The organism is Chryseobacterium jejuense (assembly GCF_900100075.1).
GTDB lineage: Bacteria > Bacteroidota > Bacteroidia > Flavobacteriales > Weeksellaceae > Chryseobacterium > Chryseobacterium jejuense.
In genome coordinates, this window is record NZ_FNEG01000002.1 from 348,110 (window position 1) to 371,515 (window position 23,406).

The 23,406-nt window shown below is 35.2% G+C and carries 22 protein-coding genes; 12 read left to right on the plus strand and 10 right to left on the minus strand.

Annotation, left to right across the window (positions count from 1 at the left end; translation table 11 throughout):
- The first annotated feature begins 6 nt into the window (after positions 1 to 6).
- The 3 genes from BLS98_RS07125 (at position 7) to BLS98_RS07135 (ending at position 4,022) form a co-directional block, all read left to right on the plus strand.
- A complete protein-coding gene (locus tag BLS98_RS07125) occupies positions 7 to 1,275 on the plus strand; it encodes an acetyl-CoA C-acetyltransferase (RefSeq protein WP_089734999.1) in 1,269 nt (422 codons plus the stop codon).
- Between the two features lie 190 nt (positions 1,276 to 1,465).
- Positions 1,466 to 2,707, plus strand: a complete 1,242-nt coding sequence (gene fabF, locus BLS98_RS07130) for a beta-ketoacyl-ACP synthase II (protein ID WP_089735001.1) — start codon at positions 1,466 to 1,468, stop codon at positions 2,705 to 2,707.
- Positions 2,708 to 2,897: 190 nt separating this feature from the next.
- A complete protein-coding gene (locus BLS98_RS07135) occupies positions 2,898 to 4,022 on the plus strand; it encodes a TlpA family protein disulfide reductase (protein WP_089735003.1) in 1,125 nt (374 codons plus the stop codon).
- Between the two features lie 84 nt (positions 4,023 to 4,106).
- Here the strand turns inward: BLS98_RS07135 and BLS98_RS07140 are convergent, their stop codons facing one another.
- Genes BLS98_RS07140 through BLS98_RS07150 form a run of 3 tightly spaced genes read right to left on the minus strand, consistent with a single transcriptional unit; the run spans position 4,107 to position 6,366 of the window.
- Positions 4,107 to 4,586 (minus strand): cupin domain-containing protein, encoded by a 480-nt coding sequence (locus BLS98_RS07140; RefSeq protein ID WP_228425473.1) that lies wholly within the window; start codon positions 4,584 to 4,586, stop codon positions 4,107 to 4,109.
- A 20-nt stretch (positions 4,587 to 4,606) separates the two neighbouring features.
- On the minus strand, positions 4,607 to 5,026 hold the full coding sequence (locus BLS98_RS07145; RefSeq protein WP_167356184.1) for a Dabb family protein: 420 nt from the start codon (positions 5,024 to 5,026) through the stop codon (positions 4,607 to 4,609).
- 11 nt (positions 5,027 to 5,037) lie between these two features.
- Entirely contained in the window at positions 5,038 to 6,366 is a 1,329-nt protein-coding gene (locus BLS98_RS07150; RefSeq protein ID WP_139166085.1) for a hypothetical protein, read from the minus strand.
- A 239-nt stretch (positions 6,367 to 6,605) separates the two neighbouring features.
- Between BLS98_RS07150 and BLS98_RS07155 the strand changes: the two genes are divergently transcribed.
- A complete protein-coding gene (locus BLS98_RS07155; protein WP_089735008.1) occupies positions 6,606 to 7,292 on the plus strand; it encodes a response regulator transcription factor in 687 nt (228 codons plus the stop codon).
- Complete coding sequence (locus tag BLS98_RS07160; RefSeq protein ID WP_089735010.1) at positions 7,289 to 8,668, plus strand: sensor histidine kinase; 1,380 nt, start codon at positions 7,289 to 7,291, stop codon at positions 8,666 to 8,668. Before BLS98_RS07155 ends, BLS98_RS07160 begins: the two co-directional genes overlap by 4 nt.
- 17 nt (positions 8,669 to 8,685) lie before the next feature.
- Here BLS98_RS07160 and BLS98_RS07165 read toward each other — a convergent pair whose 3' ends face one another.
- The 3 genes from BLS98_RS07165 to msrB form a co-directional block, all read right to left on the minus strand.
- On the minus strand, positions 8,686 to 9,444 hold the full coding sequence (locus tag BLS98_RS07165) for a murein L,D-transpeptidase catalytic domain family protein (RefSeq protein WP_089735013.1): 759 nt from the start codon (positions 9,442 to 9,444) through the stop codon (positions 8,686 to 8,688).
- Between the two features lie 98 nt (positions 9,445 to 9,542).
- Complete coding sequence (locus BLS98_RS07170; RefSeq protein ID WP_089735015.1) at positions 9,543 to 9,929, minus strand: DUF7079 family protein; 387 nt, start codon at positions 9,927 to 9,929, stop codon at positions 9,543 to 9,545.
- Positions 9,930 to 9,948: 19 nt separating this feature from the next.
- Positions 9,949 to 10,476, minus strand: a complete 528-nt coding sequence (gene msrB, locus BLS98_RS07175; protein ID WP_089735017.1) for a peptide-methionine (R)-S-oxide reductase MsrB — start codon at positions 10,474 to 10,476, stop codon at positions 9,949 to 9,951.
- 95 nt (positions 10,477 to 10,571) lie between these two features.
- On the opposite strand from msrB, the gene BLS98_RS07180 reads away from it, so the two are divergent.
- On the plus strand, positions 10,572 to 11,816 hold the full coding sequence (locus BLS98_RS07180; RefSeq protein ID WP_089735018.1) for a DUF445 domain-containing protein: 1,245 nt from the start codon (positions 10,572 to 10,574) through the stop codon (positions 11,814 to 11,816).
- Positions 11,817 to 11,837: 21 nt separating this feature from the next.
- Entirely contained in the window at positions 11,838 to 12,731 is an 894-nt protein-coding gene (locus BLS98_RS07185; RefSeq protein WP_089735020.1) for a hypothetical protein, read from the plus strand.
- Between the two features lie 33 nt (positions 12,732 to 12,764).
- On the opposite strand, the gene BLS98_RS07190 is transcribed toward BLS98_RS07185, so the two are convergent.
- Together BLS98_RS07190 and BLS98_RS07195 are read right to left on the minus strand one after the other, a co-directional pair.
- Positions 12,765 to 13,802 (minus strand): quinone-dependent dihydroorotate dehydrogenase, encoded by a 1,038-nt coding sequence (locus tag BLS98_RS07190; protein WP_089735022.1) that lies wholly within the window; start codon positions 13,800 to 13,802, stop codon positions 12,765 to 12,767.
- A 289-nt stretch (positions 13,803 to 14,091) separates the two neighbouring features.
- The gene (locus BLS98_RS07195; protein ID WP_089735024.1) at positions 14,092 to 14,787 is read right to left on the minus strand and encodes a pseudouridine synthase; all 696 of its coding nucleotides are present in this window, start codon (positions 14,785 to 14,787) and stop codon (positions 14,092 to 14,094) included.
- A 326-nt stretch (positions 14,788 to 15,113) separates the two neighbouring features.
- Here BLS98_RS07195 and BLS98_RS07200 point away from each other — a divergent pair, with 326 nt between their 5' ends.
- From BLS98_RS07200 to BLS98_RS07210, 3 genes are all read left to right on the plus strand, one after another.
- Positions 15,114 to 16,655, plus strand: a complete 1,542-nt coding sequence (locus tag BLS98_RS07200; protein WP_089735706.1) for a glycine--tRNA ligase — start codon at positions 15,114 to 15,116, stop codon at positions 16,653 to 16,655.
- 107 nt (positions 16,656 to 16,762) lie between these two features.
- Positions 16,763 to 17,596, plus strand: a complete 834-nt coding sequence (locus tag BLS98_RS07205; protein WP_089735027.1) for a hypothetical protein — start codon at positions 16,763 to 16,765, stop codon at positions 17,594 to 17,596.
- A gap of 89 nt (positions 17,597 to 17,685) precedes the next feature.
- The gene (locus tag BLS98_RS07210; protein WP_089735029.1) at positions 17,686 to 19,215 is read left to right on the plus strand and encodes a hypothetical protein; all 1,530 of its coding nucleotides are present in this window, start codon (positions 17,686 to 17,688) and stop codon (positions 19,213 to 19,215) included.
- 146 nt (positions 19,216 to 19,361) lie between these two features.
- Here the strand turns inward: BLS98_RS07210 and BLS98_RS07215 are convergent, their stop codons facing one another.
- Positions 19,362 to 20,690 carry a M48 family metalloprotease gene (locus BLS98_RS07215; protein WP_228425475.1) on the minus strand — a complete coding sequence of 443 codons (1,329 nt, stop codon included), beginning with the start codon at positions 20,688 to 20,690 and terminating at the stop codon, positions 19,362 to 19,364.
- A 97-nt stretch (positions 20,691 to 20,787) separates the two neighbouring features.
- Here BLS98_RS07215 and BLS98_RS07220 point away from each other — a divergent pair, with 97 nt between their 5' ends.
- Positions 20,788 to 21,921 (plus strand): serine hydrolase domain-containing protein, encoded by a 1,134-nt coding sequence (locus tag BLS98_RS07220; RefSeq protein ID WP_089735033.1) that lies wholly within the window; start codon positions 20,788 to 20,790, stop codon positions 21,919 to 21,921.
- Positions 21,922 to 21,927: 6 nt separating this feature from the next.
- Positions 21,928 to 22,539 carry a YdeI/OmpD-associated family protein gene (locus BLS98_RS07225; protein WP_089735035.1) on the plus strand — a complete coding sequence of 204 codons (612 nt, stop codon included), beginning with the start codon at positions 21,928 to 21,930 and terminating at the stop codon, positions 22,537 to 22,539.
- Between the two features lie 151 nt (positions 22,540 to 22,690).
- On the opposite strand, the gene BLS98_RS07230 is transcribed toward BLS98_RS07225, so the two are convergent.
- A complete protein-coding gene (locus BLS98_RS07230; protein WP_089735037.1) occupies positions 22,691 to 23,302 on the minus strand; it encodes a hypothetical protein in 612 nt (203 codons plus the stop codon).
- Positions 23,303 to 23,406 lie beyond the last annotated feature (104 nt).

The following is a 23,406-nucleotide window of genomic DNA, read 5'->3' on the forward strand; positions in this document are numbered from 1 at the left end:
TACAATATGGAAACAAAAAAAGTGGCTATCGTGGGATACAACAGAATCCCTTTTGCCAGAATGAATACCGCCTATTCCGAAAAGGGTAATCAGGATCTTTTACTGGCTACCCTAAATGGATTAATAGACCGTTATCAATTAAAAGGGAAACTACTTGGAGAAGTGGCCGGCGGTGCAGTGATCAAACACATCTCTGAGAGTAACCTCATCAGAGAAACCGTAATGAATACTTCTCTGGATCCTGCAACCCCTGCCTGCGATCTTCAACAGGCTTGTGATACAGGAATTGAAGCAGCTATTTATATCGGGAATAAAATTGCCCTTGGACAAATAGAAAGTGGTATTGCCTGTGGTGTAGAAGCCATGAGCAACATTCCTTTTGAGTCTTCGCCCCGCTTGAGAAAAGCTCTATTAAAAGCCAATAAAGAGAAATCTGCATTGAGGAAACTTAAACAGCTGTTAAGTCCAAAATTGAAGGACTGGATGCCTATTCCTTACAAAGGTCAAGAGCCTAAAACTGGCCTAGTGATGGGAGAACACACCGAAATAACTGCAAAATATTATAAAATTTCAAGAGAAGAACAAGATGAACTGGCTTTTAAGAGTCATCAGAATATGGCCAAAGCATATGATGAAGGATTTTTTGATGATATGATAACTCCCGCCTTCGGTCTTGATAGAGATAATAATCTGCGTCGTGATACCAGTATTGAAAAGTTATCTCAGCTAAAGCCTGCTTTTGATAAGCAAAACGGAACTTTAACAGCAGGCAACTCAACTCCTTTTACAGATGGTGCTTCTTCCATTTTATTAGCCAGTGAAGAATGGGCAAAAGCCAATAATCTTCCTATTCTGGCTTATATTACCTACTCAGAACTGGCAGGGATAGAATATGTAGAAAATCAACAAAATTTACTTCTGGCGCCAGTCTTCGCAGCCGAAAGAATGCTGAAGAAAGCAGGAGTGAATCTTGAGGATTTTGATTATTATGAAATTCATGAAGCCTTTGCAGCTCAGGTATTGGCAACCATTAAAATCTGGGAAAATAATGATCTGGCTCAACAGTTCGGATTGGAAAAAGCTCTTGGAAAAATAGACAGAAATAAATTGAATGTAAAAGGCAGCAGTCTTGCAGCAGCTCATCCCTTTGCAGCAACAGGCGGAAGAATAATAGCCACCTTAGCCAAACTTTTGAATGAAAAGGGCAGCGGAAAAGGCTTTATTTCTATCTGTGCAGCCCGTGGACAAGGCATAACCATGATCTTAGAAAAATAGTTTTCAGCTATTTTTGTAGAAAAAATATTCATTATGCAATAAATAATATCCCTGTTTATTCGTCTGTAGCGAAAGAAAAATGATAATATTGCAAACGGAAAACAGAATGATCAAGAAAAGCAGTAAAATGAAGCATGAGTAAAAACACTTTACCTCATGAAAATCTAATCAGTTTTAAATAATCAACTATATGAAAAGAGTTGTCATTACAGGATTGGGCGCAGTGACACCCTTGGGAAATAATGTCGAAGAATTTTGGCACAACAGTATTAACGGAGCTAGTGGAGCCGGGTTAATCACTCATTTCGATTCAGAAAAATTTAAGGTACACTTTGCTTGTGAAGTAAAAGGTTTTGATCCAAAGCTACACCTTACCCACAACGAAATCAAAAGAAGTGATCTTTTTACACAATACGCTATGTATGCTTCAGCAGAGGCAATACAGGATTCAGGTTTAGATCTTGAGAATATGGATCCATTCGACTCCGGAGTGATCTGGGGAACAGGACAAGGCGGAATGTGGACTTTTGAAAAGGAAGTAATGGATTTTGCAAACGGTGATGGTACACCCCGTTTTAATCCATTCTTTGTCCCTAAGTTCATTGCCAATATGGCTTCAGGAATGATCTCCATGAAATATGGACTTCAGGGAATCAATTATACAACAGTTTCTGCCTGTGCAACAGGAAATACAGCCTTGATGGATGCTTTCAACTACATCCGTCTCGGAAAGGCGAAGGTTATCATCAGTGGTGGTTCTGAAGCAGCCATTACTCCGGCTTCAATAGGCGGTTTCTCTATTATGAAAGCCATGTCTACCAGAAATGATGACTTTGCAACAGCCAGCCGTCCTTATGATGCAGACAGAGATGGTTTTGTAATGGGTGAAGGTGCAGGTGCGTTAGTACTTGAAGAATATGAACATGCAGTAGCAAGAGGGGCAACAATCTATGCAGAATTAGCAGGTGCAGCCATGACTGCAGATGCTTATCACATGACCGCACCTCATCCGGAAGGTGTGGGAGCCATCAAAGCAATGCAATTGGCAGTAAAAGAAGCGGGTGTTAACATGGAAGATATAGATTATATTAACCCACATGCTACGTCTACTCCATTGGGAGATTTAATTGAATTAAAAGCAATAAACAACGCTTTCAAGGGAAATAAAAAACTTGACATCAGTGCTACAAAATCAATGACAGGCCATTTATTAGGTGCTGCAGGTGCCGTTGAAGCTATTCTTTCTATTAAAGCTATTCAGAATGGTATTATTCCGCCAACCATCAATCTTCACAGTATTGATGAGAGCATTCCGAAGGATATTAATATTGTATTCGGTGAAGCTAAGGAAAAAGAGATCAATTTTGCATTAAGTAATGCTTTTGGATTCGGAGGGCACAATGCAACGCTTGTTTTTAAGAAGTTTTCTTAATTTTTAAAATGAATTTCTACCAGATTTTTATCTCTGACTATTTAAGTATAATAGACTCTTAGTTAGTTGGAAAGATAAAAATTCCGGAAGATTTTTAATGAAAATATTTATAATCCCTGTGTTTTTTAAAGCACAGGGATTTTCTATGTATCAAAGTTTTTTGTAAGTTAGTTCCACTACAAAATATTTTATGAAGAAACTTCACTATGTATTATTAATTCTCATTTCAAATTTTATTTATTCTCAGAATAATTTTGAAATTGATCTCAGTTCAGATCCGTACATTAATGACAGTCTGCTGTTGGGAGCTCCGGAGACGAGAAAAGGATTTGGAGATCTTTATACATTTAAAATGCAAACGAATAAAAACATTTCTGATTTTGCAGAAAAGAACAAGATAGATCATTCAATTTATTATTTTAAAATTCAAAAGAAAAATATTGTCAGAGGCTTTATAGAATATCCTCAACCTGTAGCTTTTATTCATATGGGAAAGAAAGGTGAAGCAAGTCACAATACAAAGATATTTTTCCTAGAGAAAGGAAAACATAAGATTGATTTACCACAAAATATTAATAATCTGGAACTTGACATAGATTCTCCAACCAACAAAGAGTATAAGGCTTTACATAAATCATTGGAACAGTTTTATATAAAATCAAAAAGCCCCAATCAAAGTGACAGTTTGATAAACATGGACAAAAAACAGGAGTTTTTAGGAGAATATATCAGGAAAAATCCCAACTCGTATGTCGCCTTATGGGAAATTGTAAATGATTATACTCTTGAAGATTACCATCCTGCTTACTTGAAAAACATGAATTTATTTTCAGCAAAATTTAAACAAAACAAATTATACAAAGGCGTTGAAACTCGTTTAAAAGCAGAACAGTCTACCTCCATAGGACAAAAAATATCTGATATTTATTTTGACAGCCAAAATAAATTGACTTCTGAAGACTTTAAGAAATATAAATTAACCTTTATCGACTATTGGTCTACTACATGTGCTCCCTGCATAAAAAGCATGCCTGAAATTGTGAAACTATATAATGATTATAAAGATCAAAATGTAAATTTCATCACGATTACAGACGAACAAAAACCCAATAGAATAGAGGTTGCAAAGAGTATTTTAAAGAAAAACAATGCCAATTGGATAAATTTCTTTGATGCAAATAAAGACTTCCAAAAGAAAGTAAATGCGACAAGCTATCCGCTCCATTTTATCATCGATGAAAACGGAAAAATAATTGCCCGAATCAGCAACAGTATTGAGGAAGCCAGAACCGTTATTAAAGAATATTTGCAATAATTTCTTTAAAATAAAAAAGCAGCCAATTGGCTGCTTAAAACATAACGAATCTATATATACTCTATAAAAGAGTTGTATTAAAGTTTACTGACTGTCGCGTACGAAAAAGTCATCAGCATTTTCGGCAATGGGGATATATAATCTTTCCCATTCTTTACTTTTCACCATATCCCAGCTATGTCCTGTCCCTTTAAGGTCTTCAGCAAGAAGTACGACCCCTGGCTTAATCATAAAAGTAGAACCATCCGTTACTTTAAATCTGATATTACCTTTGATGGTAATTACGTATTGTCTTCTTGGCGCAGGATGAGCATTTTTCTCCCATTCTTCAGTCTTGTTACTCATCCAGAAAGTAGTTGTATTCATGTGTTTTAGCGTCGGGATCTTTCCTTTTTCAAAAGAACATGAGCCATCCGGATTATTAATTAATCTTACAGCAGGTATAAACTCTGTAGATTCTTCCGGAGTTACACTTACATTTTTATGGTTTTTATGTTGTCCATTCATAAATCCTACGGTGCTTAATGCTACAACAAGGCTAAGGCCTTTAATAATATTTTTCATTATAAATTTAAATTTTATTTTTAATTATATACAGTATCGTGAACCAACATTCTCTCAAAGAATGGTTTATACTTTTGCACCAATGCAAGATGCTCAGGAAGCTGACCATAGGCTTCCAGTTCTTCCAGGCTGTCAAACTCCATCGAAGCATTGTAGGTAAAAGTATTATCCAAAACAGTTCTTGGACTTGAAGCAGCCGGCTTTCCGTAACGAAGATTTTTCTGATAAGGAAGTTTTTTAAGCCCTTCAAAAAAAATTTCAAATTCTTTAATCTCTGACTCCGAAAGATCTTTTCTTAACCAGAATAATAAATAATGGAAGTACATTTTTTTCTTTTTTATAGGATTAAACATTGGTAAAGCAGAGGCAAACATATTTCCGGAAATAAGCAACAAAGCCGAAGCCTGTACCGATCGGAATAAAAATTTTCTTCTTTCCATAGTCATATATTTTAATTAAAATCGATTCTGTATTTAAGAACAAACTGCCACTTTCTATCTGAAACAACCGCATTATTCGAAGGATCATTAGCATAGATAGGTCTATTTTGGGCATCAAAGGTTAATCTCGAAGACATTCCATTCATCAACAATGATATTCCGGCATCATAAACAATAGCATTATCATGAAGTCCTTTTAAGTCGGACAACTGTAGTCCAACAGCAGGTTGAAGCTGAAGGTTTTTCTTTTGTTTATCTAAATAAGGAAGGGTTCCTCCTAATTGTAAATAATAGGTATTTCCGGTTCCAATCACCGGCATTGCATTTCCTGCACCGTTTAGAGTAGCTTGTGTAACATCTACCGAAGTAGCAGGATTATTCGTTCCTACATAACGGATGTAATTAGGCCCATAGTCGTTATGCATTGCCATTCCATAAGCACTTACCGAGGTTCCATTCTCTTTATTTAAAGGAGCATCATAAAATAAGTCTACCGCAAAACTCTTCATATCATCATTCACCGTATTTTTAGACGCATCCTGGTGCCATAAGGCATTATGGATATAATCAAACCCTGCTCCTAAGCTTAACACATTCTTTTTCCCCATATAGGTTCCTGAATTAAAAGGTGTTGAAATATTTTCTTTATCTAAAAAAGCGTATCTGAAATAGCCTGAGAAGTCTTTTCCTGGAGAATTCTTACTGAAAGTAGCCACATTAAATTTAGGATCTGAAGTAGCCATGGTATAAGGATCTGCAACAACCAATCGATAATCAAATTTACCCAGCTGCCCTTTAACATAAGCACTGAGTTCACGTACAGTATAATCGGTAGCCCCTGCATTAGATGTTGCATAAGCCGGTAAATCATATAGTAGTGTATTCAAAGGACCTGTGGTAAACCTTGAAAGCCCCCTCCAGGTAGAACGTCCCGCCCCGAAAGCTATTTTATCACTGAAAGCATATTCTGCATAAGCATCCAATAAATCAAAGTAATTACTTCCTTTTGCGTTGACATTGACATTGGTAGTTCCTCCCTGCAGTACAAACATTAATTTTTCAGTAGGTTTATACGTCATTTTTACCCGAACCCTGCGAAGAGAAAGGTCGGAGGCAGCTGATTTAGCTTCGTTATTGATAAGGCTCCCAGGATTAAGCTGGGTATATCTTGCCCATAATTCTGCGTAACCACTTAGAGAGATATAACGTGAATGTTCATCATTAAAATAATGAGTCAATCCCGGATTATTAAAGTCATTTTTTTTCTGAGCTTCTAATTTTCCCGTAATTCCCCACAGGACAAATAAAGCAATTCCGGTTCTGAAAGATCTTGTCTTCATATTTTTCTGTTCTAATCTTTTTGTTGATTTCAACGGGACAAAATTAGATCGGGAAAGCCCGGACCGTTATTAGAAATCTATTAGAAACCTTTTAGAAAACTATTAAAAGAGTTAATCTGCTATCATAAAAAGAAAATAAGAAATACCTTTGCAAAGGGCTTGAGGCAATCTGGAAATCAATATTTTAAAAACAAAATACTGAGCTGAATATCAGCCTTCACCGCCTTTAATATTTCCTTATGAGAATTTTAATAATAGAAGATAATTCACGAGTTTCAAGTCTGTTAAAGCGAGGATTAGAAAGCCAGGGCTATCAGGTATATATTTCTGAAGATGCAGAGGATGCTATTGTGCTGCTTGGTAAATTAACTTTTGATCTGGCTATTACAGATATTATGCTTCCTAAAATGACCGGCATAGACTTGTGTAAATTCATTAAACAGAAGTATCCTGATTTACCGATTATCATGCTTACGGCATTGGGAACAATTGATGAGAAGGTAGAAGGGTTTGATGCCGGTGCTGATGATTATATGGTAAAACCATTTGAAATAAGGGAGCTTTTTGTCAGAATAAAAGCCATTCTCCAAAGAAGCTCAAACAAAAACAGAGAAGCCTATCTTACTGATCTGGAATATCATGATCTTAAGATTAATAAAAAAATTAATCGGGTCTTCAGAAATGGTGAAGAAATAGAACTTACCCCGAAAGAATTCAAACTGCTGGTTTTTCTTGTAAATAATGCGGAAAGAATTCTTACCCGTGAAGAAATTGCTGATAATGTCTGGGGCAATCATTTTGATACCGGAACCAACTATATTGATGTTTACATTGCCTATCTAAGAAAAAAAATAGACAAGAATTTTGATACCAAACTTATTCACACCAAACCGGGTGTAGGATTTATTTTCGCTTCACAGTTATGAAAATAGCAACCAGAACAGCATTAATTTACGCCATTCTTACAGCAGGCATTCTCTTTATGTTTGCTTATGTCCTATATATTGTTTCAGAGAAAAACAGGGAAGATGAGTTTAATGATCGTTTAGGATATAAAGTAATCTGGCGCTCTGAATTTATTTTTGATGTCCGAATCAGTGATGATAAGATCCGTGAATTGCATCAGAGAAATCAGAAATTATTGAATGAGGCCGATATCAGCGTTTACAACAGCAAAAAAGACCTTACATTTACTGATATTCCACCCTTGAAAAGCAATGAAAAGTATCTTGATAAAATCATTAAATCCAACAAAAACAGAATATTCTGGCAGCAGGGTGACCGTCAATATATAGCTATTAAGTTCAAATCAGCAGGAGAAGATTATTATATCATCGGAAGTGCAGTGGATGTAACGGGAAACGCACATATCGCAGAGTTTAAGAAAGATATCATCATCATCTACATCAGTTCGATTATTTTTATTTTCATTATCGGGTTTCTTTTTTCCTATTATACTTTGAAGCCTTTAAAAGATATCATTCTTCAAATCCGTGATATTTCAGAACATAATCTCAACAAACGCCTTGATGTTCCGAAGGCTAAAGATGAAATTTACGAACTTACGGAAACCTTTAACTCTACTTTTAACAGGCTGGAAAAGTCATTTAACAGTCATAAACAATTTGTTACGACCATTTCCCATGAATTCCGAACGCCACTTTCTACTCTCATTGCAGAACTGGAACTTGCAAAAGAACTGAATGTGACCTTGGATGATTATAAACTTTCCATTGACAATGCTCTGCAGGATGCCAATGATGCTTCAGAACTTTCATCAGCGCTTTTAGATTTTGCGAGGGCTAGCTACGACGTTTCACAGATCAGTTTTGCCAATATTCGTTTAGATGAAATTTTAGCAGAAGCGAAACTGGCGTTGATCAAAAAAAACATCCATTATAAAATCGGAATCAATTATATAAGTAATGACGAAGAGGCAAGCAATTACGATTGGCATGGTAATCCTTATCTATTACAAGTGGCTTTTTCAAATCTTATGGAAAATGCCTGTAAATATTCCAAAGATAAAAGTTGCCGTGTAGAAATTGAAGCGTACAGCCCATCTATAAAAATCCGTTTTGTAGATCATGGGGTAGGAATATCGGAGGAGGATCTCTCAAAAATATTTGAATTGTTTTACCGAGGTTCCAATAAAAATTTTGAAAAGGGAAACGGGATTGGGCTGTCTATTGTAAAAAGAATTGTAGAAATTCATGAAGGAAACCTTTATGTATATTCAGAGGTTTCTCAAGGAAGTACATTCACCATAGAATTTTCATCTAAAAATAAAAAAGCAGTCTGATCAGACTGCTTTTCCGTTTATGCTTTTAACCACTCCGAAGAGGAAAGGTAATTCTGATCGGGATAATAGATGAAAAGTAAATTTCTTCCTTTTATCGTATTAATCATGGATTGTGACAGTTCTCTAGGGACTGCAGGGCAACCCCAGCTTCTTCCGATTCTCTTATGTACTGCTGCAAATGTATCACTTACATAATCTGCTCCATGCATTACAATCGCTCTTCTATAGGCTGCATCATTGAATCCTTTATCCATTCCCAATAATCTCAATGAATACCCATTGTCTCCCTGATAGGTTGCATCCGTGATATAAAATCCCATGCTGCTCTGTCGCGAACTTTCCGTGTTAGAAAAATTCGTGGCAAATTCTTCGCCTGTATTTTTACCGTGGGCAACGAGTGAGTTGAATAATACTTTTTTATCATTAAGATCAATTATCCAAAGTCTTTTGGTATTGGAAGACATAGAAAAATCGCAAACCGTTAATAAGTGCGACTCATCAGTAAGCAATCCTGCTTTCTTTAGGTTTTCAAATCCTGTTAATGCTTTAGTAAAAACTTCATAGTTCAGTTCGTGTTCAGGATCAAATTCAATTGATTGATATAATGCTTCTGCCGAAGATACTGCCTTAGTAGTATTTTTCTCAGATTTCGTGTCAGTTACTCTTTCCGTTTTTGTTGTGTTGATGTTTTCATTCTTTACCACCGCTCTAGGAGAAATGTAGAATGAGGTCGTCACCATGTAAACAAGGCCTATTACGCCATAAAATCCTTTCATTCAATAATATATTAGTACCAAATTAGTGGGGCAAAATTATAAAAACATAGTTATCAGCCACTTATAACTCCACAAAGTTTAACTGAATTTAAGAAACTTTAACGGAGGGCCTCAGCATGTATCTGATTATAAACCTCTTCTATTTTTTTCCAATAACTCCTATTTATCTTATCGTAGATGGGGTAAAGACATTTGATTGCTAAAATATCCAACTTACTTCTTGTTTCCATCCATTTCATAATATTTTTAACCAATATCAACTCATCAAATCCAGCCCATTCTCCTGCCGGAATCAAAAGGTTTGAAAAGAAAACAGGAAAAACCTCATCCTGATCAATTCCTTTGATTTCTTCAAAAGTAAAAGAACTTTCAAAAAGGGATGCTGCCATATATCTGAAATCTGAATCCTGAAGCTCTGTATCGAGATAGAGTTCTGACAAAGTGATCCAGACTCGTTTTCGGTTTTCCAGACTCAATTCTTCCATGGCAATGAAATAAGGTTCATTATTTTTGTGAATCTCCTACAAATTCCAAGCTAATAGAATTCATACAATACCTCAATCCTGTAGGTTTTGGACCATCATCAAAGACATGCCCCAGATGGGAGTCACATCTCTTACAAAGCACTTCTACTCTTTCCATTCCATAGGCAGTATCTCTTTTATAGTAAACCCCTTCCTTATCCGCTTCAAAGAAACTTGGCCAGCCACAGCTGCTTGAAAATTTTGAAGTGGAACGGAATAAATGATGACCACAAACGGCACAATAATAATCTCCTAACTCATCAAAATCATTATATTTTCCGGTAAAAGCCCTTTCTGTAGCTGCTTCTCTTGAGATTGCATAAAGATCCGGAGCCAGGATTTTCTTCCATTCATCATTGGAGATATTCAGTTTTGCAGTATCGGTTCTTGAATAATATGGATTGTTTTTTGCTTCTGTATTTTCCATAGAAGTAATTTTAATAGGTTGCTGTTTCTGCGTACATCCCTGCAGAACAATTAATATAATGAGTGAAACTAAAAATTTCATTGTAATTCTTAACTCTTAAAGGTTAATTGCAATTAAAGCAAAAGCTTTTATTAAGATTAAACAGTTTCATAACCAAATTTAGTAAATTTGAGAATATGAATGACGAAGCAAAAAGAAAACAGCTTAGAAAATATAAGGCATTTGCGACAGGACTTTTTGTTCTGATGGCACTTATTTTCATTGTAACAACCATTATGCAGAAGTCCAGTTCCTCTCATTGGATTGGTTATGTTCGTGCTTTTGCTGAAGCAGCTATGGTGGGTGCTTTGGCCGACTGGTTTGCAGTTACCGCTCTGTTTCGTCATCCGCTTGGGCTTCCGATTCCTCATACCAATCTGATTGAAAACAGTAAGCAAAAGCTGGGAGATAATCTGGGAAGTTTTGTGGTCAGTAATTTTCTTTCACCTCAAAATATACGACCGTACATTCAGAAAATAAAAGTTTCCGGTTTTGCCGGAGAATGGCTTGCCAAGGAAAAAAATCAGGATATTCTGATCCGAAACCTTTCTGATATAGTTCTTGATATTCTCAATAAACTTGATGATTCTACGGTGAGCCAGTTCATCAGTAAAAAGGTATCAGACATGACGGATGATATCAAACTTAACAAGGTGGTAGGCAACGGAATCCATTATATTCTGGAAAAGAATGACCATCAGAGGATGATCACCAATCTTTCAAAACAGATTAAGGAATACATTATCCAAAATGATGAAATGATTAAGGACCGGGTGAAAAAAGGAAGTTATACTTTTATTCCATCTTTTGTTGATAATAAAATTGCCGATAAGATCGCAGATGGGTTGTCTGATTTTTTCAAGGAAATAGAAGAGAATCCTGAACATGAAGTCAGAGGGTTGATTACTCAAAAAATCCATGAATTTTCGGTTGATCTTAAAGAGGATCCTAAATGGGATGAAGAATTCAAAACTATCAAAAACGGGCTTCTTAAAAATGATAAGCTTGATGAATATTCTAATGACATTTGGGTTTCCATTAAGAAAACACTAATGAAAGAACTTCAGGAAGACCATTCTGCCTTGAAAAGTTATCTTTCCAAAAATCTGAATGAGTTTTCCCAAAACTTAAAAACAGATGAAAATCTTCAGAATAAAATCGATCATTGGGTTCGGGTAACGGCTTATAAATATATTCTGAAAAACACCCATCAATTCGGAAACCTCATCAGTACCACTGTTGGCAACTGGCAGGGAAAAGAATTAAGTGAGAAACTTGAACTGGAAGTAGGAAAAGACCTTCAGTTCATCCGTGTTAATGGAACTTTGGTTGGCGGTCTGGTAGGATTGATAATCTATACCGTTGCTCACTTTTTTATATAAAACAGCAGCGATACTCCGACCATGAAAAAAATACTCACCTTGTTACTGTCTTTAAGCCTAGCTTTTTTATTCTGTCAGAAAATTGAATTAAAGCAGGTCACAGACTCTTCCCAGATCTTTAAAGGAGAAATTGCAGGAATTCCTGTTACCATACAGCTTCATTATGATGGCATTCCGGATTGTAACTTATATCAGCATTTTGTAGATGGCTGGTATTATTACGATAAATATCAGAAGAAAATTCCACTAACCGGACTTTATGATTATGGCAAGTTGTCATTATACAATTTCGGATCTAAGCATAAACAGAGTTCCAAACAATTTAAAGAAAAAATCAACTCTCCACAGGACGTTGAAAAGGTTGTTGAGATTGCAAAAAACCTTGCACCCAAAGAAACCATCTTATTTGGACAGAACCCAACTCAGGAAAATCCTATTCCTGGAAGTTTTTATCTTGAGAATAAAGACAAAACACAGCCAGCTAAACTATTTACCGGTAATGATATGATCTACCGTTATAATAATTATCTGATTTTACCCAATAACAAAAGAATCAACACCTTTGATATTATTAATCTGTATGGTGGAAACGAACTTATATCTTACGCTTCTGGAGAAAAAGGGAACCGTGTTTTATTATATTTTGAACATTCCTCCAACCTTAATGCATGTGGAAGATGCGGAGCCAGCGAAGGTGAAAAAGGCTACAGAATTCTTTATTTTACCAAAGACTGGAATTATAAACGCTATGAAGAGTTTCTTACTGAAAGCTGCATGGAAAACATCTATGATACCACGCAAACAAAATCAAAGGATGGTAAAACGATACAGTACAAAATAAGAAAATCGGATTCTTATCCTGCTCATACATTAACAGTTGATATTAAAAATGCATCTGTAACAAAATCAAAATAAAAGAGAGCTCATTTTCTGAACTCTCTTTTTATGTTATCTTGGCAATCTGCTTGCTCTTTTTAAAATCTCCTTGTTGATTTCGTTAATCAATTCCGGGCCTTCATAAATAAATCCGGTATACAATTGAACCAGACTTGCTCCGGCATCTAATTTTTCAATAGCATCTTTTGCTGAGTGAATTCCCCCCACTCCAATAATCGGGAATGCTCTATTGCTCTTCTCGGAAAGATATTTAATCATTTTTGTACTTCTCTCACGAATAGGCTTTCCGCTTAATCCACCGTTTCCTATTTCTGCTAAAACTTCAGGAGATGTTTTCAGTCCTTCTCTATTGACAGAGGTATTGGAAACAATTACTCCATCTATTTTTGTTTCTGCAATCAGTTCTACAATTTCGTCTAACTGAGCGTTATTAAGATCCGGAGCAATTTTAAGTAAGATAGGTTTCTGTACAGATTTTGACTGATTGATTTTCTTTACTTCCGTAATCAATTCACGAAGGTATTCTACATCTTCCAGTTTAGCGTGACTTCCTACATTCGGGCAGCTTACATTGAGTACAAAATAATCTACATGCGGATGAAGACCTTCAAAACAATCCAGATAATCCTGTGTATAGTTTTCGGGTTGTGTATCTGTATTTTTCCCGATGTTTCCACCGATGATTATTTTCCCTTTGTTGGATTTCAGTTTTTCGATTGCAGCCTGAAGACCATCGTTATTGAATCCCATTCTATTAATAATTCCCCCATCTTCAATAAGACGAAATAATCTTTTCTTAGGATTTCCTGCCTGAGCTCTTGGGGTTACTGTTCCGATTTCAACAAACCCGAAACCTAAGTCTCCCAATTCGTTGAACAAAACTGCATTTTTATCAAAACCGGCAGCCAGTCCTACAGGATTTTTAAATTTTAATCCGAAAACTTCTCTTTCCAGACGTTTGTCTTCAATAGGTTTTGGGAAAAATAATTTGGTAAGAAATCCAAAATTCTTAAGCATCGAAAAAGTAAAGTGATGTACTTCTTCAGGATCACATTTGAAAAGAATCGGACGAATGAGCGATTTGTACATTGAAAAAAAGTTTTACAAAATTACTCATTTTAAAATTAACCATGGATTAACCTATGATATTTTATCAAAATGATTGATATATAGCATCTATAAGGTAGAAAGATCCGTGTACTCTGCAAAATTAATGAGATTTTTAAACGCTGCGATCGCAATAGATTGGGACAATCCTGAAAAAATTTTTGTTCGCCAAGGTGTTTCACTAAGTGAAGAAGAGCCCTGAGAGAAGCCTTGCCAAGGTTTAAAACCTTGGCAAGGCTCTATCTTAGAGATTCAAAATTTTTGGCTTACATTAAGAATATGCACTCAAATCAAAATTCAGAATGTCTCCTACTCTTTTAAACTCTTCATCTACAGTAGCATTCAGTACCATTTTTTCATTGGTAATAGGATGATTGAAAATTAATTGATGCGCATGAAGCGTCATTTTGTTGATCCCAAATGTTTGAAGCCACAACTTATTTTGTTTATTGCAGCCGTGTTTTCTACAGCCTAAAATAGGATGCAGAATATGTTTAAAATGTTTTCTCAACTGATGAAATCTTCCCGTTTCAGGAGTTGCTTCTACCAAACAATATCTCGAAGTCTGATGCTTTAAAAAGGGCAAATCTATCTCTGAAGTCTGCAAACGGCGGTAGTATGTAACTGCATTTTGTGTAACTTCATTTTCATTAACCAAGTCGTAATCAATGGTTTCTTCTTCTTTCGCCCAACCTCGCAGAATAGCAATATACTTTTTCTCTACTTCTCTGCTGGCAAAACGGTCGCTCATAATTCTAAGCGTATCTTTATCTAAAGTGAACAACAAAACCCCGGAAGTTTTGCGGTCTAAACGATGTACAGGAAACACTTTCTGACCAATCTGGTTCCTTAGTTCCTGAATGGCATAAGTATCTGCTTCTCCTGCATAGAAGGATTTATGAACCAATAGTCCGCTGGGTTTGTTGATAGCAATAATATACTCGTCCCGATAAAGAATTTCTAACATGTGGCAAAAGTAGAGATTTTCTGCTGATTCTTATTTCAGATGGGAAACCTTCAACATTTAATGGTAGATTTATTCTAAACCTCACAGATTTTTGAAACCTGTGAGGTTTTATTAGCCCTGATTGAGCGGTATGTTTGAGCTCTTTTCTGGGTTTTGGCGGCGGCTTTGCCGCCGCCGAAACCCAGAAAAAGCGAGTAGCGAAAGCAGGTTCCCGGCTTCTAAAAATAAAAACAGGACTATTTACAGTATTATTAATAGCTTTTTTTGTTGAATCTCATGATTTTGGATCCAATTTGCTATTTTTGCACATCAGACGTAAAAAAATTATGGCAAAGCAAGAAGATGTTTTCAAGAAAGTAATTTCTCACGCTAAAGAATATGGATTTATTTTCCCTTCCAGTGAGATCTATGATGGTTTATCCGCTGTTTATGATTATGGACAGAACGGAGCTGAACTTAAAAATAATATCAAACAATATTGGTGGAAGGCTATGGTACAGCTTAACGAAAATATTGTGGGTATTGATTCGGCAATCCTTATGCACCCAACAACATGGAAGGCATCAGGCCACGTAGATGCTTTCAACGATCCATTGATTGATAATAAGGATTCTAAAAAACGTTTCAGAGCAGATGTTTTGGTGGAAGACTATTGCGCAAAAATTGAAGATAAAGAGAATAAGGAAATCGAAAAGGCTGCGAAGAGATTCGGAGAGGCTTTTGATAAAGATCAGTTTGTTGCTACGAATCCAAAAATTTTGGAATACAGAGCAAAAAGAGAGACCATTCTTTCAAGGCTGGCAAAATCTTTAGAAAATGAAGACCTTGCTGATGTAAAAGCATTAATTGAAGAGCTTGAAATTGCTGACCCGGATACAGGTTCTAAAAACTGGACGGAAGTAAGACAGTTCAACTTAATGTTCGGAACAAAGCTTGGTGCTTCTGCAGACAGTGCAATGGATCTTTATTTAAGACCGGAAACAGCACAAGGGATTTTCGTTAACTTCTTAAATGTTCAGAAAACTTCACGTCATAGACTTCCTTTCGGTATTGCACAGATTGGTAAAGCATTCAGAAATGAGATTGTTGCAAGACAGTTTATTTTCAGAATGCGTGAGTTCGAACAAATGGAAATGCAATTCTTTGTAGCTCCAGGTACAGAACTTGAATTCTATGAGCAGTGGAAGCAAAAACGTCTGAACTGGCACTTGGCACTAGGATTAGGTAATGATAATTACAGATTCCACGATCACGAGAAATTAGCGCACTATGCAAATGCTGCGGCTGATATTGAATTCAATTTCCCATTCGGTTTCAAAGAATTGGAAGGTATTCACTCTAGAACAGATTTCGATTTAAAAGCTCACGAAGAACATTCAGGAAGAAAACTTCAGTTCTTCGATCCTGAAAGAAATGAAAACTATGTTCCTTACGTAGTAGAGACGTCTGTAGGTTTAGACAGATTATTCCTTTCTATCTTCTCACACTGCCTAAGAGACGAAGTATTAGAAGACGGTTCAGAAAGAACAGTTTTATCTTTACCTCCTGCATTAGCACCAATTAAAGCAGCTATCCTTCCATTGATGAAAAAAGATGGTTTAGCAGAATATGCTGAGAAGATTTTTAACGATCTGAAATACGATTTCAATTTATTCTATGAGGAAAAAGATGCGATCGGAAAACGTTACAGAAGACAAGATGCAATTGGTACTCCTTACTGTATTACTGTAGATCACGATTCATTGACGGATCATACGGTAACCATAAGAGACAGAGACACCATGCAACAGGAAAGAGTTCCGGTTTCAGAATTGAGAAGAATCATTGATGAGAAAACCAACTTCCGAAATCTACTTTCTAAAATATAATATAAAAGCCCTGAAAAATTCAGGGCTTTTGTTATTTTTATAAACAACGCCAAACATATTCAATAAATTATTATTTTAGCCAAAATTTAAACATTAAAATAATAATCATGAAGAAATTAATTATTTCGTCACTTGCAATGGCAGTGATCGCAAGCTGCAGCTCATCAAATGATGATGATGCCTCAGGCAACAACAATAACAACAATAATAATAACACTCCTTATCTTCTAAAAAAATCTACTGAGATTACTCAGGATAACCAGTCTTATACTATAGAATATAAATATAACGGAACCAAAATAACTGAATCATTTGATGTTGCGGATAATGAAAAGACAATATATACTTATGATGGTGATAATATCACAAAAACTGAAGTATATACTCAGAATGGAACTCTAAAAATTATGAGAGAGTTTTCTTATATTAACGGAAAACTGGTTTCTGAAAAAGTAACTGATAAGCATCAACTAGGTACATTGATTTACACATCTAACTTTCAGTATCTGAGCGATAGCCATATAAAGCACAATGCTTTTCACACGGTTACCTATAATCCAACCACTGGAGTTTATACAGACATAAAATACCTCGATCAAGATATTTATTTAGATGCCCAGGGAAACTTGCTTTCAGTAACTTACTCAAATAACGGAACAACATATAGCACTACATTTTCTTATGACGGCAACAATCATCCTATGAAAAATGTAAAAGGGTATATAAAAATGGATATGCTCTCTCTTAAAGATGGAGAAGTAGGCTACAACAATCTGGTAAAAGCAGACGGAAATTATGCAGGTGCTTTGAACGGAACCACTAAAACCAATGCAGTTCATACCCTCAATGTGGGTAACTATCCTACAAAATCGGTAATGACGTATACAGGAGGATCTTCCGGAACTAACACTCACACTTATAATTACGAGTATAACAAGTAATATTCAACTACAAAGCCCTGGTTTTTCAGGGCTTTTTTATTTTTCTCCAACGTATTCCATAATTTATTATTTTAGCCCAAAATTCGACCATGAAAAAAATCACTTTATTGGTGTTTGGGCTCATCCAGACATTTGCACTTTCCCAAACCCAGGATTTAACAACATTAGCGGCAGGAGACCATGTAGGAATGAACGCGCTGTTTGATGATAAAGACAATCTTTATGGCTATGTTTCCATCTATTCTTACGGAAAATCTGGGGATAAAACCAAGAAATTTGAATACGTTATATTGGATAAGAACCTCAATCCTGTTGCCAATAAGGAATTTGAAGGCGATATCACCGCCACCTCTTATTGGGGATATGTGGACTTCAAAGGACAAATTATTCTAAAGCCCTCCATGATGGATTATTCTCTGGTTAAAAGCAGGGAAATATTCACTCCTGTTTCTATGGTCATCAATCCGAAGACCAATACCATTACCCGAAAAGTATATTATGATTATCTCGAAGATGGAAGCTTCAAAGAAATCAACGAACCTAAAAGTTGGAAGGAACAGCGTAAGGAAAACCGTGATGAGAAAAAAGATAAAGGGTACAACTACGTTTCTGCCGTAGGTGAGCTAAAAGAAGGCGGTTATTTTGCTGTAGAGTACAAAGATTATGGAAAGTATGAAAATAACAACAGCCTTATGAAGTTTGATGAAAATAAAAAGGAGGTCTGGAGATATAAATACAATACTGACGGAACCAAGAAAATTTACACCACCTTATCTGTTCTGGAAAGAGATGATAATTACATGTACTGCATCATGAAAAAAGTAAATGAAAAGCAGAAAACATTTACTCTCTTGGTTCTTGATATGAAAACCGGAAAAGAAACTTCCAACAAACCAGTTACCGGACTGTCTGATGATACAACAGCCAATATTGATTCTTTCTACTCTGATTACAGAAAAATAGATAATGACAAAACTTTCGATGATAAAGTAGTTCTTGTGGGAAGAAATTATGATGACTCTCAGTCAGTAGGATTTGCAAGAATGATGGTAGACAAAAAAGATTTTACTGCAGATACTAAAACAATCAATTATGAACCTAATATCGCAGCATTCCTTCCAAAAGTGAATAAAAACGGAATGGTGGAAAACGGTTATATCCTTCAGACCAAGGATATGTATTTTATGAATGATGGAAGTGTGGGAATTTTATCTGAAAAATATAAACCTGCAGGACAATATAACGCTCCCAAAACAACAGACCTCGTTTACATCTATACAGATAAAGATTTCAAGGTGAAAAATGTTCAGGTTTTTGAAAAAGAAAAATCAAAATGGGTAAACAGTGATTATCTGTTCTCACAATACCTCAACGGTGGAAAAGATGTGGTTTTCTTTTACCGCGATTACCAGAAAGATGAAGTAACAAGACAAAAAAATTGGAATCTATTCATCAATACGGTTATTGATGGAAAATTCAAACAGGAGATTATTCCTATTTCTGAAAAAGATAATTATCAGGTAACACCTTATGTGGCCAAAGAAGGTTATATTCTTCTTCGTGAATACAATACAAAAGATAAATTCAATAAGATCCGTTTAGAAAAACTAAACTACTAATTAACAGTGTTTTATATTAGTAAACAAACCAAAAGCTATCTCACATTTGAGATAGCTTTTTATTTCTAAAAATTCGCTGCTGGTTTAATGGTCTTGCAGATCAAGAAGATCATTCAGATTTTTGGGAGTATTATTCGCCTTTATTATCATTTTGATGTTGTGGCAATTCCCGTGGTCTGATAATACTCTGAAATATTTTTAATTTCATCCAGGCTTAGATTCCACATAAAATTCAGGAACTGCTGATAGCTTTCACTTTGATTTTTAGGCTCTATTCTGTCCAAATAGCGGTTCAGATTATAGTTTTTTCTGGCTTCATAAATTTTAGAAAAACATTTTCCTAACCAATTTTTATAGTATTTATCTTCTTCACCATCCTGAAGGAATTGCATCGCGACATAAATTCCCAATCCATAATCCTCAGAGTGGAAATAGTTTGGAAGAATCTCCATTCTTGCAGTCTTTTTCAGAGCAAGATAAGCCTCTGATGGTTTTTCCGGTTCTTCGGAAATATTCAGCTCGGGAAAAGCTTTCTTGAGACTCTCTATTCTTTTTACCATTTCGGGATGAGAAGCTAAAGAGTCTTTGTTCAGTTTTTCTTTATAAAAATTATAATTGTAGAGTGAAAAATCTTCTTTCTTCATCCACTTCTCTTTGAAAGCCTGCTTTGGAAGATCAAAAAGTTTTTTATAGGTCTCTATCTTAAGTTCTCTTGGAGAGATTGTATCAAATGTCTGAAGCTTTTGTAATCCGTTGATAAATTCACTCTTCTTAAAATCACTGTTTTTAAAAATAACATATCCCAAATTATCTGCCTGTATTTCAAGCTTTCTCTTCTCTACACTTTTTTTGTAAATCCTGTTTTTAAGAATATCAAATGCCTTTTCATTACGCTCCAGGCTCCGTCCACCTGTTGTTTCTTTGATATTTTGTACTGTAGATTTATCCAATGTATTCTGTTCAACAATATTCAGGACTGATTTCAGCGTATGATCTTCTATTTTATGCCCTAGTTCATGGGAAATTACACCCGCTACCTGAGCTTCATTATCCATCCAGTTATACAGTCCCATATTGATAACAAAAGTTCCATCTGCCAGGCAATAAGCATTAGGAGTATTATCTCTTGCAATCAGAATTTTAAGATCCTGAGGAACTTTGGGATTATTTTTTCTGAGACGCTCTACCAAGGATTTAATGACCACATCAAATTCAGACTTGAACACAAAGTCTTTGTTTTTCACCTGTTTTTCAAAATCAGTTCCAAATTCTTTATAAATTTTAGATATTTCAGAACCTCCACTCCCTGAATATTGTGACCTCAGCCCTTTTATCAAACTTTCGTTATGAGCTGTAAAATTTTTCAAGAATTCTTTCCGCTGAAGGTAATCTGCGGTATCTATCGCTTTATAGGTCTGAGAAATCCCTGCTACTGAGAGCAGGAAGCACATCAATACAATAAGTTTTCTGGTCATGTTTTTCATCAATTAAACAAAAATAATGTATTTGATGATTCATTTTTATTTTTTCACCCAAATTATTTTAAATTTGTTAAAGACCGATTAACAAAAAATGAGAATACTAAAATACATGATAGGTGGAGCTGTAGCCGGAGCTGCTGCAGCTTACTTTTTCGGATATGATTATTTATTCAGTGGTATTTCCAAAACCTACCTTAAAGGGAGATCAAGTGCCCATATTGATGATGGAAATCTGTTTCCCAGTAATCCTATTGCTGCAAAATCTCCCAAGCGATGGGAAGAAGATCCTGAGTACAATAAAAAACAATTACCTAAAATTTTAGTTGATAACTTAAAACGGTCTAAAACAGCATCTTTTGTAGTGATAAAGAATGGTAAAATTCTTCACGAACAATATTGGGACGGCTACAATCAGCTCTCACAAACCAATTCATTTTCCATGGCAAAAGCTGTAACTGTTATGCTTTTGGGAAAAGCGCTGGAAGAAGGACTCATCAACAACATTGATGAAAAGCTGTCTGATTTTTATACTGAATTTAAAGAGAAAACTTTCGGAAATGACGTTACTCTTAAAAATCTGGCTCAGATGGAATCTGGTCTCGATTGGGATGAAAACTATAATAATCCTTTTCTTCCTAATGCCAAAGCTTATTATGGAAAGAGTCTTGTAAAAGCTGTATTTCCAAGATCATTCAAAGAAAAACCGGGAACAAGATTTGAATATCAAAGCGGAACCACACAACTTCTTGGTTTTGCCTTAAAAAAAGCACTGAAACAACCCTTAGCCAGCTACCTTTCTGAAAAATTCTGGACTCCTCTGGGAATGGAACAAAATGCAAAATGGAGTACAGATGACTATGGAATGGAAAAAACGTATTGCTGTATCCACTCAAATACAAGAGATTTTGCCAAACTGGGGCTTCTCTTCCTGAATGACGGTAAAGCTGGAGATCAGCAGATCCTTAATACAGATTTTATTGAGCAGATGAGAACTCCGACAGAAAAGTCAGAAAACATTTATGGAATGGGACTTTGGATTAATCATGACAATCCTATCAAACATTATTATTTTCTGGGACTGCAAGGTCAATATATCATTATGGTTCCGGAGCATAATATGGTAATCGTGAAAACAGGAAGCTATGCCAACAGCCCTAAAAATGATAGAGGAAGACCGGATCAGGTGAAATTCCTAGTGAATGAAACCGCACAATTATTCCAGTAAAAAAATATGGAGAAATACAGTTCAAAGATAGACAGCTATATTGAAAAGTCTCAGGATTTCGCTAAACCTATCCTTCACTATATTCGGGAAACCGTTCATGAATACTGCCCTGATGCAGAAGAAACCATGAAATGGAGTTTTCCACATTTTATCTACAAGGGTAAAAACCTTTGTGCTATGGCGTCTTTCAAGCAGCACTGCACATTCGGGTTCTGGCTGGAAAAGGAGATGAAAACCATGCAGGAAATTACTCAGGATATTGAGAAGAATTCTATGTTTAGCCTGGGAAAAATTACAAAGATTGAAGACCTGCCTTCAAAACCTCAACTAAAAAAAGCCATTAAAGAAGCCATGGAACTTACGGATATGGGTGTTACCATGAAAAAAGCGGCACCATCCAAAACAGAAATAGAAATTCCAGATTATTTTTTATCCGCATTACAGGCACAATCAAAAACATTAGAAATTTTTGAAAAAGCCTCGCCATCCTTCAGAAAAGAATATATCACATGGATTACAGAAGCCAAGACAGAAGCTACTCGAAATAAAAGAATGGAACAGGCTTTAGAATGGGTTGCAGAAGGAAAAGGAAGGAATTGGAAGTATGAGAAAAAGTAATTAAAAGCAAGATACTTCAAACTAATGAAACCTAAAATATCTCATAATTACAAGTTATATTCACAATCTTTGTAAAAAGAATTCAATACTAAAAAACAAACCTTTCACCGCTGTGAAGATTTGTCTTGTATTTTGAACATGAATGATACATTTATACTGGCAAAGAATGATCCTTATCAAATCTGATAAGCGATAACTTTTTATAAAGTTCCTCTATAGATATAGTTTTTTTGAAATTATTATCATTTTGAAATTTCAGCCGTATCTTTTCTAGTTGTTCCATATTTACTCCAAATAAATTCTCCTTGAAATCAATATAATCAAATTCATTCATATATAGAGTTGCTATAATATTGTGTAAATACCTAGCACAGTCTTTTTTGAATTTTAAGTCTACATTTTCATTATAAAATATTTCATCCATTAAATCAATCTCTAGATATCTGTGTGTAAATTCTACCAAAGCATAGAAAGAAAAAGAATTAGTAAAATTTTCAATCAAAAAAATAATATCCTCATAAGCAACATTTTCCCATAACTCTGGTAAACAGACCAGTAACTGAACAGTATAACTTTCATTTACCATTTCTAAATTATAAAAAAGAAATTCTAAATAATTTAATGATACTATTTTTCCTAAATAATTATTATCTATTAAATAAAATCTATCCATAGGAAAATATCTCAGTTTTTCTATTTCTCTGTCACTAAATAAAGAATCTGATAATTCTTTTGTATAAGGGGTAATATTAATTTTATTCATTATTCTACAACAAATGTTCTTAGTTCAGCATTACTTGTATTTATTTCTACAACCTGACTAATATTCGCTCTGCGGTTTACACATACTCACCTTAGTTACAACAA